General features: G+C 39.5%; 5 protein-coding genes. 3 read left to right on the top strand and 2 right to left on the bottom strand.

Annotation, left to right across the window (positions count from 1 at the left end; translation table 11 throughout):
• Entirely contained in the window at nucleotides 1-1962 is a 1962-nt protein-coding gene (locus GF867_RS10030; RefSeq protein ID WP_153832973.1) for a PTS fructose transporter subunit IIABC, read from the top strand.
• A gap of 85 nt (nucleotides 1963-2047) precedes the next feature.
• Here GF867_RS10030 and ftsH read toward each other — a convergent pair whose 3' ends face one another.
• Nucleotides 2048-3868: an ATP-dependent zinc metalloprotease FtsH gene (ftsH, locus tag GF867_RS10025; RefSeq protein WP_153832972.1), complete on the bottom strand. Its 1821-nt coding sequence runs from the start codon at nucleotides 3866-3868 to the stop codon at nucleotides 2048-2050.
• 595 nt (nucleotides 3869-4463) lie between these two features.
• Between ftsH and rpoB the strand changes: the two genes are divergently transcribed.
• Both rpoB and rpoC read left to right on the top strand, forming a co-directional pair.
• On the top strand, nucleotides 4464-8039 hold the full coding sequence (gene rpoB, locus GF867_RS10020; protein WP_153832971.1) for a DNA-directed RNA polymerase subunit beta: 3576 nt from the start codon (nucleotides 4464-4466) through the stop codon (nucleotides 8037-8039).
• Between the two features lie 135 nt (nucleotides 8040-8174).
• Nucleotides 8175-11798 carry a DNA-directed RNA polymerase subunit beta' gene (rpoC, locus tag GF867_RS10015; RefSeq protein WP_153832970.1) on the top strand — a complete coding sequence of 1208 codons (3624 nt, stop codon included), beginning with the start codon at nucleotides 8175-8177 and terminating at the stop codon, nucleotides 11796-11798.
• Between the two features lie 49 nt (nucleotides 11799-11847).
• On the opposite strand, the gene GF867_RS14405 is transcribed toward rpoC, so the two are convergent.
• Nucleotides 11848-12534: a prepilin peptidase gene (locus tag GF867_RS14405; protein ID WP_153832969.1), complete on the bottom strand. Its 687-nt coding sequence runs from the start codon at nucleotides 12532-12534 to the stop codon at nucleotides 11848-11850.
• Nucleotides 12535-13143: the final 609 nt, after the last annotated feature.

Raw genomic sequence — 13143 nt, 5'->3', positions numbered from 1 at the left:
ATGGAATTATCACAATTATTTATAAAAGAGGCTATTACTTTAAATTTAACGACACAAGATAAAGATAGTACGTTACGTTATTTAGCTGAGCGCTTTGCTGAAGTTGGCGGCGTATCAAATGTAGAGGCGTATGTTGATAAGCTAGCTGCCCGCGAAGCTCAATCTACAACTGGCGTTGGCGATGAAATTGCCATTCCGCACGCGCAAGATGCCTCCGTTAAACAAGCAGCCATTGTATTTGCTCGTGCGGAACAAGGGATTGAGTGGGCATCATTTGATGGTCAACCTGCTAAATTAATCTTCATGATTGCAGCTCCAGAAGGTGGCGGCGAGCATTTACAAGCTTTAGCCAAATTATCTGGAATTTTAATGGATCCAGCTGCGAAAGCGGCTTTATTAGAAGCGTCAACTGCCGATGAAGTCATCGAGGTGATTGCGCGCTTTGAGCAAACCAAAGCTGAGGAAGCTGCCGGTTCAAACAGTGTTGCAGACACTCCAGAAGTCCCCGTTAAAAGTTCAGAACCGTATATTCTAGCCGTTACAGCCTGTCCAACTGGGATTGCACATACTTACATGGCAGAAGAAAAATTGAATCAAGCGGCTAAACAAGCTGGCTACCGTATTAAAGTTGAAACGAACGGACAAACTGGTGTAGGAAATCGTCTAACTGCTCAAGATATTGAACAAGCTACTGCAATTATTGTTGCTGCAGACAAGCAAGTTGAAATGGCGCGTTTTGATGGCAAACCGGTCATTGTCACTAAAGTGGCGGATGGTATTAATAAAGCCGCTGAATTAGTTGAGCGTGCAGCTAAAGTTGATGCGAAGATTTACCGTGCTAACCAAGAAGACATTGCCGGATCGCAAAGTGCAGGCGATGAAGATGAATCGTTAGGTCGTAAATTTTATAAACATATGATGAACGGTGTATCGCACATGTTACCTTTCGTTGTAGCAGGTGGTATTCTCATTGCCTTCTCGTTTTTCTGGGGAATTAACTCAGCGAATCCAGCAGATCCAACCTATAATCAAGTTGCGCATGTATTAAAAACGCTAGGTGATTTATCGTTTGCAATGATGTTACCAGTACTTGCTGGTTTTATCGGCCAATCCTTAGCGGATCGTCCAGGTTTAGTAATTGGTTTTATGGGTGGGGTATTTGCTAACCCGGGGGTATTAGCTGGCTTCAATGCAGCAGGAATCTTCGAGGATACGGTTGCTTCAGGTTTCTTGGGAGCTTTAGTTGCTGGTTTCTTAGCGGGTGGAATCGTTTGGTTGTTACGTAAAGGCTTCAGTTGGTTACCAAAATCATTAGAAGGTATGAAACCAATCTTCCTCTACCCTGTATTTGGTGTGCTGATCATGGGCTTATTGATGTTCTTTGTTATAAATAGCCCAATGGGAGCTGTGATGACAGGCTTAGAGAACTTGTTGAACAGTGTGCCACGTGAACTGTCACTTTTATTAGGTTTCTTAGCAGCAGCAATGATGTCTATTGATATGGGCGGACCTTTAAATAAAGCTGCTTATGTAACAGGTACAGCCCTAGTTACAGCAGCAGACGGAGCGGGCTCAGATGTAATGGCCGCAGTAATGATCGGTGGGATGGTGCCACCGTTAGCAATTGCGATTTCGGCTACAATCAACAAGAAACTTTGGGCACCAGAACAAAGAAATAGTGCTTTAGTTAACTATGTAATGGGAGCTGCCTTTATTACCGAAGGAGCAATTCCGTTCGCAGCGGTTAACCCTTTGAAAGTGATTCCTGCATTGGCAATTGGTAGTGGAGTTGCCGGTGCGTTAAGTATGTTGTTCGGTAGCGTTAGTTATGTACCACACGGCGGATTGTTTGCCGTACTTGCGGGTGGTGTCACCAATCCAGTTATGTATATCGTTGCATGGTTAGTGGGTGGTTTTGTCGGAGCGCTATTACTCAATGCACTCTTAAAGGATAATAAATAAGTTAGGATACGCCCCAAAGCATTTCGCGTTTCTCATTCTTTAGTGGAATGAGCGCGAGCGCTTTGGGGCGTATTTGGGCTTAGGTTTAATTGTATTTATTAACAATCTCCATAAATTGTTGACCAGTAATTGTTTCCTCGTTATATAGGAAGTGTGAAAGCTCGTTGAGTAATTCGCGGTGATTGATTAAGATAGTCTTCGCTTTGTCGTACTGCGCTCCTACTAGTTCAATCACTTCACGGTCTATGGCAGCTTGAGTTTCAGCAGAACCTGTAGAACTAGCTTCGTTACCTAGGTATTGATTGTTTCTTTGTTCAAAAGCCACCATTCCGAAAGTATCGCTCATTCCGTACTGGCTAATCATTGCGCGGGCTAATTGCGTCATACGCTCGATATCGTTAGAAGCGCCCGTGGTAATTGAGTTAAATGCCACTTCTTCGGCAGCGCGTCCACCAGCTAAAGTCGCCAATTGAGTTTCAAGATGTTCTTTTGAGTGTAGATAGTCATTGCCTTTCTCAGAAACTTGCATTGTATATCCCAGCGCTCCTGAAGTTCTCGGAATAATGGTTATTTTCTCTACAGGGGCTGAACCTGACTGTTTTGCAGCAACTAAGGCATGACCTATTTCATGATAAGAGACGATCCATTTTTCTTTATCTGATAAAATGGCGTTTTTCTTTTGCTCCCCTGCCATAATGGTTTCGATACTTTCCTCGAAATCGTTTTGTGTCGCTGCATTGCGTCCTTGGCGTACCGCTCTTAAGGCAGCTTCGTTGACAATATTTGCTAACTCAGCACCAGAAGCGCCAGAAGCCATACGAGCGATTTTATTGTAATCAATTGAATCGTCATGTTGCACTTTGCTAGCATGTACTTTCAAGATATCTTCACGGCCTTTTAAATCAGGCAACTCAACACGAACTTGTCGGTCGAAACGTCCTGGACGTAGTAATGCAGGGTCTAATGATTCAGGTTGGTTAGAAGCGGCCAGGATCATGACGCCGTTATTGCCTTCGAAGCCATCCATCTCAGTTAACAGTTGATTTAATGTTTGCTCTCTTTCGTCGTTACCGATTGCTTGGCCACGTTTTTTACCAATGGCATCAATTTCGTCGATGAAGACAATGCATGGGGCCTTTTCTTTTGCTTGTTTGAAGAGGTCGCGGACTTTAGCGGCTCCAGCTCCTGCGAACATTTCGACAAATTCTGAACCTGACATTGAGAAGAAGGAAACATTTGCTTCTCCCGCAACTGCTTTGGCTAACATGGTTTTTCCTGTTCCTGGAGGTCCAACTAACAGGACGCCGCTAGGCATCTTAGCGCCGACTGCTTGATATTTCTTAGGATTGTTTAGAAAATCAACCACTTCGGTTAGACTTTCTTTTGCTTCATCTTGGCCTGCGACGTCTTTAAAACTTAAACCATCTGTTGATTGGACGTAGACTCGAGCATTGCTTTTACCGAGGTTAAACTGCATCGCATTATTGCCACCAGCTTTTTTGAGTAACATTCGTGAGATCCATTGACCGATTGCGACGAATAATAGTATCTGGAAAACAAAACTCAAGAATGATGCGATTGGAGAAGCTTGCTCAATGATTTCACCAGTGAAGGCAACGTCCGCATCGAATAGGCGCTGGGTTAAGTTAGGGTCCTCCACCATTGCCGTTTTATAAACTGTATCATCTTCAGCGCTCGTGAAAATAATTTGGTTTTCAGAAGGTTGTAATTGTACCTCGGCTACTTGTCGATCATCGACCATCGTCATAAAACTATCGTAATTAATTTGTTGGACATGACGTTCGGAATACCAAGGCATTGCGATGAAATTGAAAATGACGATGATTAACATCGCAAATCCGTAGTAATATAGTAGGGAACGTTTTGGATTGTTTACTTGTTTCATAATTTTCCTCCTGCTTGATTCGTTTTTCGGCTTGTTATAGCAATAACATATGACAAAATTATTAATTCACTATGAATTAGTTCATTTTCTTTGTGTTGGGGAGTAATTTGACAGTGGTTTAAGCATAATTTGTTCTATTTATAAGGGGGATAAGTTTAGTGTGCTTTATGCTTCGCTAAGTTGCGTTAAGTATTCCAACAAAAGTAAAACAATATTATCGAGTTAAAACTACTGAATGTCATTTAATGGGCTCGGAATAGTCGAATATTTTCTTAAAGAATGCAAAAAATCACCAGAATGTAGAGAAGATTGCTAAGTAAGTGTTTTCAGGTGTTGACAATTGAAAATGATGCGAGTAGAATAGATAGACGCAAGAGTAGGCATAGATGAAGGATTCTGCTTTGAAATATTGTCCAAAGTGGGATTCTGACAGAGAATAAACAAAAGATACAGTGGACTGAGTTAACGAACACGATTCTTTTGTTCTTTTTTTGCTCAAAAATAGGCAAAAATAGTATTTTGTTATAGATTATTAATATTTGTAACAAAACTGTAACATCTTGCTGAGTCGCAAATAATTTGAGGGGTGAACAGCTTGAGTCAACATCATATCGTCAAATATGGTAAAAAAGCAGAACGTCGTAGCTATGCTCGTATTGATGAAGTTCTTGAATTGCCAAACTTAATTGAAATTCAAACGGATTCTTATCAATGGTTCTTAGACGAAGGTATCAAGGTTATGTTTGAAGACGTTTCTCCAATCGTCGATCATAGTGATAACTTAGAATTACATTTCGTTGATTATGAATTTAAAGAGCCAAAATATACAGTTAAAGAAGCACGTGCACATGATGCTAATTATTCAAAACCAATCTACGTTACATTACGTTTAATCAATAAAGAAACACGTGAAGTGAAAGAACAGGAAGTATTCTTCGGAGATTTCCCAATCATGACAGACATGGGGACTTTCATTTATAACGGTGCAGAACGTGTTATTGTTTCACAATTAGTTCGTTCTCCAGGTGTTTATTTCCACGATAAAGTGGATAAAAAAGGTCGTCATAGTTTCACCTCTACTGTTATCCCTAACCGTGGTGCTTGGTTGGAGTTCGAAACAGATGCTAAAGGTATCGCGTATGTGCGTATCGACCGTACGAGAAAAATCCCTCTTACAGTTTTAATGCGTGCATTAGGGTTTGGTTCTGATGATGAAATTTATGATATTTTATCTGAAACAGAATTATTAAATACAACGATCGATAAAGATGTTCATAAAAATATTGCGGATTCACGTCCGGAAGAAGCCTTAAAAGATATTTACGAGCGTCTTCGCCCAGGTGAGCCGAAAACGGCAGAAAGTTCTCGTAACTTATTAATCGGTCGTTTCTTCGATCCACGTCGCTATGACTTGGCACCAGTTGGCCGTTACAAAGTAAACAAAAAATTACACTTAAAAAACCGTCTATTAAACTTAACTTTAGCAGAAACTTTAGCAGATCCTGAAACGGGTGAAGTGATTTTTGCAGAAGGTACAGTATTAGATTCAGATAAAATTGAGGAATTAGTACCTCATTTAGATAATGGTCTGAATTTAGTAACGGCAATGCCATCTCCAGATGGTGTGATTGGTGAGCCAATTGATTTACAAATAATCAAAGTGTATTCACCTAAAAACCCAGAGTTAGTAGTAAATGTAATTGGTAATGCAAATCTTGAAGGTGCTAAAAGTTTAACGCCGGCAGATATTATTGCCTCAATGAACTATTATTTATTACTTGATGAAGGTGTTGGAACTACTGATGATATTGACCATTTAGGTAACCGTCGTATTCGTTCAGTTGGTGAATTATTACAAAACCAATTTAGAATCGGTTTATCTCGTATGGAGCGTGTGGTTCGTGAACGTATGTCGCTTCAAGACATTTCAACGATTACACCACAACAGTTAATTAATATTCGTCCAGTTGTTGCAGCAATCAAAGAATTCTTTGGTTCTCACCAACTATCACAATTCATGGACCAAGTTAACCCGTTGGGTGAGTTAACACATAAACGTCGTCTATCTGCCTTAGGGCCTGGTGGTTTAACGCGTGATCGTGCTGGATATGAAGTTCGAGACGTTCACTACTCTCACTACGGTCGTATGTGTCCGATTGAAACACCAGAGGGACCAAACATTGGTTTGATCAACAGTTTGTCTTCATACGCTAAAATCAATAAATTTGGTTTTATTGAAACACCGTATCGTAAAGTAGATAAAGCAAATGGTCGTGTTACGGATGAAATTGTTTACTTATCTGCTGATGAGGAAGACTTATACGTTGTGGCGCAAGCCAACTCATTATTAAACGAAGATGGAACATTCGTTAACGATCAAGTTATGGCACGTTACATCTCTGAAAATATTGAAGTTCCTATTAATCAAGTAGATTACATGGACGTGTCGCCTAAACAAGTAGTTGCGGTCGCAACAGCATGTATTCCATTCTTGGAAAACGATGACTCGAACCGTGCCTTGATGGGTGCCAACATGCAACGTCAAGCTGTGCCGTTGATCAATCCGCAATCTCCATTAATCGGTACGGGTATGGAATATAAATCAGCCCATGACTCGGGAGCAGCGCTTATCTGCCGCCGTGGTGGTGAAGTGGTTTATGTTGATGCTGATAAGGTTAAAGTGAAAATTGCTGACGGAACAGTCGATGAATATAGCTTAATTAAATTTGCGCGTTCAAACGCGGGAACATGTTATAACCAACGACCAATCGTTGAAGTAGGTGACCAAGTTGACGATTTAGATATCTTAGCTGACGGTTCATCAATGCAAAATGGTGAAATGGCCTTAGGTCAAAACCCATTAGTAGCCTTCATGACTTGGGATGGTTATAACTATGAAGATGCGATTATTATGTCAGAACGTTTAGTTAAAGATGATGTATATACTTCAATTCATATTGAAGAGTATGAATCAGAATCTCGTGATACTAAATTAGGACCTGAAGAAATTACTCGCGAAATTCCAAACGTTAGTGAAGAAGCCTTGAAATTCTTAGATAAAGATGGAATCATTTCGATTGGTGCGGAAGTGAAAGACGGTGATATCTTAGTAGGTAAAGTAACGCCTAAAGGTGTGACAGAATTATCTGCTGAAGAACGTTTATTACACGCAATCTTTGGTGAGAAAGCTCGTGAAGTTCGTGATACTTCATTACGTGTACCACACGGTGGTGGCGGTATTGTTCACGATGTTAAAGTCTTCACGCGTGAAGCTGGTGATGAATTAGCACCAGGTGTTAACAAGTTAGTTCGCGTCTTTATCGTTCAAAAACGTAAGATTAGCGAAGGGGATAAGATGGCGGGACGTCACGGTAACAAGGGTGTTGTTTCGTTAATTATGCCAGAAGAAGATATGCCATTCTTACCAGATGGTACGCCAATTGATATCATGCTGAACCCATTAGGGGTACCTTCACGTATGAACATTGGACAAGTATTCGAATTACACTTAGGTATGGCAGCACGCCAATTAGGAATTAAAATTGCGACACCAGTATTTGATGGTGCGAGCGAAGAAGACGTGTGGAATACTATTAAAGAAGCTGGTATGGAAGCAGACGCTAAAACAACTTTATATGATGGACGTACTGGGGAACCATTCGACCGTAAAGTGTCGGTAGGTGTCATGTATATGATTAAACTTGCCCACATGGTTGATGATAAACTTCATGCGCGTTCAACTGGACCTTACTCACTTGTTACACAACAACCATTGGGTGGTAAAGCTCAATTTGGTGGACAAAGATTCGGGGAAATGGAAGTTTGGGCTCTAGAGGCCTACGGTGCAGCGTATACGCTACAAGAAATCTTGACTTACAAGTCAGATGACGTTGTAGGACGTGTTAAAACTTACGAAGCAATCGTTAAAGGACAACCAATTCCAAAACCAGGAGTACCTGAATCATTCCGAGTATTAGTGAAGGAATTACAAGCTTTAGGTTTAGATATGAAAGTATTAGATGAAGATGATGTAGAAATTGAATTACGTGATGACGATGATGAAGATGACGTAATCAACTTTAACGCATTGGATAAATACCGCGAAGACCAAAAAGCTGCTGAACAGCAAAAACAAGATGACACTCAGCCGGCTGTAAAATCAGAAGACTAAGTCAATCAAAAGAGATAATTGAGTTAAATTGCCTTGGAGCCATTTGGAGATAAGGCACTCCACGCAACCTTGAAGCTAGCGGAAAGCTATTTTCCGCTAACGGATAAGGTGACAAATTAAAAGGAGGTCGGCCCCTTGATAGATGTTAATAAGTTCGAATCCATGCAAATAGGATTAGCATCCTCCGAAAAAATTCGTAGTTGGTCTTATGGTGAGGTTAAGAAACCAGAGACAATCAACTATCGTACATTAAAGCCAGAGAAAGATGGCCTTTTCTGTGAGCGAATTTTTGGACCAACAAAAGATTGGGAATGTTCATGTGGTAAGTTGAAACGTGTTCGTTACAAAGGTCGTGTTTGTGATCGTTGTGGTGTTGAAGTGACACGTGCTAAAGTTCGTCGTGAACGTATGGGACATATCGAATTAGCTGCACCAGTAACACACGTTTGGTATTTCAAAGGAATTCCAAGTCGTATGGGATTAGTGTTAGACTTAAGCCCGCGCTTGCTAGAGGAAGTGATTTACTTTGCTTCATATATTGTAATTGATGCGGGTGATACACCGTTAGAAGCCAAATCATTATTAACAGAAGCAGAATACCGCGAGAAAAAACGTGAGTATGGTAATCGTTTCTATGCCAAAATGGGTGCAGAAGCAATTAAGGAATTATTACAAAACGTAGATTTAGAAAAAGAAGTAACAGAATTACGTGAAATGTTGAAGACTGCAACTGGTCAAAAACGTACACGCGCGATTCGTCGTTTGGATATTCTAGATGCATTTTTTGAATCAGGTAATAAACCTGACTGGATGGTATTAGATGTATTACCAGTTATTCCGCCAGATTTAAGACCGATGGTTCAATTAGAAGGTGGCCGTTTTGCGACAAGTGACTTGAACGACTTATATCGTCGTGTCATTAACCGTAATAACCGTTTAAAACGTTTATTAGACTTAGGTGCACCAAACATTATCGTTCAAAACGAAAAACGTATGTTACAAGAAGCTGTTGATGCATTGATTGACAATGGTCGTCGTGGTCGTGCAGTAACTGGACCGGGTAACCGTCCATTAAAATCTTTATCACATATGTTAAAAGGGAAACAAGGACGTTTCCGTCAAAACTTACTAGGTAAACGTGTGGACTATTCAGGGCGTTCAGTAATTGTTGTTGGACCAAACTTGAAAATGTACCAATGTGGATTACCAAAAGAAATGGCGATTGAGTTATTTAAACCATTCGTTATGAAAGAATTAGTAGAACGCGAAATCGCGAGCAATATCAAGAATGCTAAACGCATGATTGAAACGCAAGATGATGTGATTTGGCCAGTGATTGAAGAAGTAATTAAAGAGCATCCTGTATTACTTAACCGAGCACCTACGTTGCACCGTTTAGGTATTCAAGCATTCGAACCAACATTAGTTGATGGTCGTGCTATTCGTTTACACCCATTAGTCTGTGAAGCTTATAACGCTGACTTTGATGGGGACCAAATGGCGGTTCACGTACCACTATCTGAAGAAGCTCAAGCTGAAGCGCGTCTATTAATGTTAGCAGCACAAAACATCTTGAACCCTAAAGATGGTAAACCTGTTGTTACACCATCTCAAGATATGGTCTTAGGTAACTACTACCTAACATTAGAAGAACCTGGCCGTGTTGGAGAAGGTTTAATTTTAAGTAGTGTCGGAGAAGCGGAAATTGCTTATTTAAATGGAGAAGCACACTTACATACACGTATTGCGATCCCAACAGCAGCTTTAGAAGACAAGGCATTTACTGATTGGCAAAAAGAACGTTTAATGGTAACTACAATTGGTAAGTTATTATTTAACGAAATCATGCCACCAGAATTCCCTTACTTAAATGAACCAACAAATGAAAACTTAACAGAGAAAACACCAGATAAGTATTTCTTAGAACCAGGTACTGATGTTCCTGCAGCGATTGCTGAAATGGACTACGTGTTACCGTTTAAGAAAAAACATTTAGGTAATATTATTGCGGAAGTCTTCAAACGATTCCATATTACAGAAACATCTAAGATGTTAGATAGAATGAAAGACCTAGGTTATAAATACTCAACTCGCGCTGGTTTAACAGTAGGAGTTGCTGACGTTCTGAAACTTGATACTAAATACGGTATTCTGGATGAAGCACATGCACGTGTTGATAAGATTGCTAAGCAATACAAGCGTGGTTTAATTACAGAAGATGAGCGTTATGAAAGTGTTATTCGTACTTGGGAATTAGCAAAAGATAAAATCCAAGACGATTTAGCAAATTCATTACCTCGTTTGAACCCAATTCACATGATGTCAGACTCTGGAGCCCGTGGTAACATTTCCAACTTTACACAGCTTGCTGGTATGCGTGGTAACATGGCTGCTCCGAGTGGTAAAATTATCGAGTTACCGATTACGTCTAACTTCCGTGAAGGTTTATCGGTATTGGAAATGTTTATCTCGACTCACGGAGCCCGTAAAGGTATGACGGATACGGCCTTGAAAACAGCCGACTCAGGTTACTTAACGCGTCGTTTAGTAGATGTGGCTCAAGACGTAATTGTTCGTGAAGATGACTGTGGAACAGATAAAGGTGTAGTTGTAGCTGAAATTGCTGATGGTAACAGCATTATTGAAACGTTAGAAGAACGTTTAATTGGTCGTTACACTCAGAAAACAATTTACCATCCAGAGACTGGAGCAATTATTGTACCTGCTAATGTTGAGATTTCAGAAGACTTAGCGGCAGTAGTTGTCAATGCAGGCGTTAAAGAAGTAACAATTCGTTCGGTATTTACGTGTGACACTGATCACGGTGTATGTAAACACTGTTACGGACGTAACTTAGCAACAGGATCACGTGTTGAAGTTGGAGAAGCAGTTGGTACAATTGCCGCTCAATCTATCGGTGAGCCTGGTACACAATTAACGATGCGTACATTCCATACAGGTGGGGTTGCTGGTGGTGGAGACATCACTCAAGGTTTACCTCGTATTCAAGAAATTTTTGAAGCGCGTGTACCTAAAGGACAAGCGACTATTACAGAGGTTGATGGTATCGTTGATCATATCGAAGAAAAACCATCAGATCGTTCAAGAGATATTACAGTTAAAGGTACAACTGATACACGTACTTATAATGTTCCTTATACTTCACGCTTACGTGTGAAAGAAGGAGACCATGTAGATCGTGGAGAGGCTTTAACTGAAGGTTCGATTGATCCAAAAGAATTATTAAGAGTTACGGACGTTATTACGGTCGAAAACTACTTATTAAGAGAAGTACAAGCTGTTTACCGTGGACAAGGGGTAGAAATCGGAGATAAACACGTTGAGGTTATGGTACGTCAAATGCTACAAAAAGTACGCGTAATGGACCCTGCTTCAACTAATATCTTGCCAGGTGCGTTAATGGATATTTCTGACTTCACCGAAGCGAACACAAGCGCTATTAAAGGTGGGGAAGTTCCAGCGACAGCTCGTCCTGTGTTATTAGGAATTACAAAAGCCGCCTTAGAAACTAAATCATTTATTTCTGCAGCTTCCTTCCAAGAAACAACACGTGTGTTAACAGATGCGGCAATCCGAGGTAAGAAAGATGTTTTATTAGGTCTTAAAGAGAACGTTACAATTGGTAAGTTAATTCCAGCTGGTACTGGTATGACTCGTTACCGTAAAATTGAAACGAACATCGATACACCTGAGAAAACTGAAGACTTAGTTATCGAAGAAACGCCACAAATGAAATAAACGTAAGAAAAAATCACCGCTTAGCTTAGCTAGGTGGTGATTTTTTTGTCTAAAAATAGATTAGAATGCAATAATATGCTAACGATAAAAAAGGAACAAAGGGTAGTTCTAAAATTGGTTTCTTAATAAAGCGGCTACCTAGCATGAAAAGTAAACCAGAAAGAGAAGCTATAAAAAGAAAAACTGGAAATGCATCAATTGGGATTAGTAGTTGAAAGGTAAATAATAGTTTGACGTCGGCGCCACCGATCCAATTGTAGTAAATTAATAGAAGTAACAAACTATTGAGTAATAACAATGGTAACCAAAGGATAAGTTTAAAGTCAATTTGAAGTAATGAACAAACTAATAGTAACAATTGTAATGAGTCGGGAACCCATCGATCGCAAATATCACATAAACTCATAATGAATAATACCGCTAGTGTGATTCCGGTTAATAGAAGGCGTGAATCCTCGGAATAATAATAAAAAAAATGAACAAATAGTAAACCTGTTATAGCCTCTACTATCCAATAAGAGGAAGGGATACTTAATTTACAATGATTACAACGACCGTACTGAAATAAATAGGAAAATAAAGGAAAGAGCTCATACCAAGCTAATTGCTTGTGGCAATGATGACAAGAAGAGCGAGTGTTCAATTTAAAAGTAGACCTCGTCCAATGATTGGCTAAACAATAAGCAAATGAACCAAAGCAACAACCAAAATAAAAAAATACGATTAACAAAATCATTCAATCACCTCGTATATAAATACGTAAAAAAAGTTAAAATGTGCGTGAGGTAACAAAATTTATAAAAAAGTACATAAAAATGATAAAAAGTATTGATTTTCATGTGTATTACATGGTATATTGCTTTCTGTTGTTAAATGACTCATGATAGCACCGAAAAAAATAAATAAAAAAGTGTTGCCATGACTCATAATACATGATATTATTAATAGGTTGCTGAAAGAGAGTAAGAGAACAGAGTGTTAGATGACGAAGAAAGTTGATTTAATCACTTTCTAAACGCTTCCATTTCAACGACGGATGTGTTATAATAACAACACGGTTTGATAATGTTAATAAAAAATTTAATTTATTTTAAAAAAGTTATTGACATCAAATTCGAAAGATGTTACTATATAAAAGTTCCGTTAAGGAGATGCGCTTCGTGGCCATCCGATAACAAAAAAGAAACTTAAATTTCTTTTAAAAAGTTGTTGACAAGTCTAAACGAAACATGCTATAATATAAAAGTTGTCACAGCGAACGAGTTCGCAACTGACAAAGCTCATTGAAAACTGAACAAAGACAAACACCAAAATGTGTAAGGGTTCATTACTTGTTAATGAACAC

The organism is Fundicoccus ignavus (genome assembly GCF_009659375.1).
GTDB lineage: Bacteria > Bacillota > Bacilli > Lactobacillales > Aerococcaceae > Fundicoccus > Fundicoccus ignavus.
This window is presented reverse-complemented; position numbering and strand designations above follow the sequence as displayed.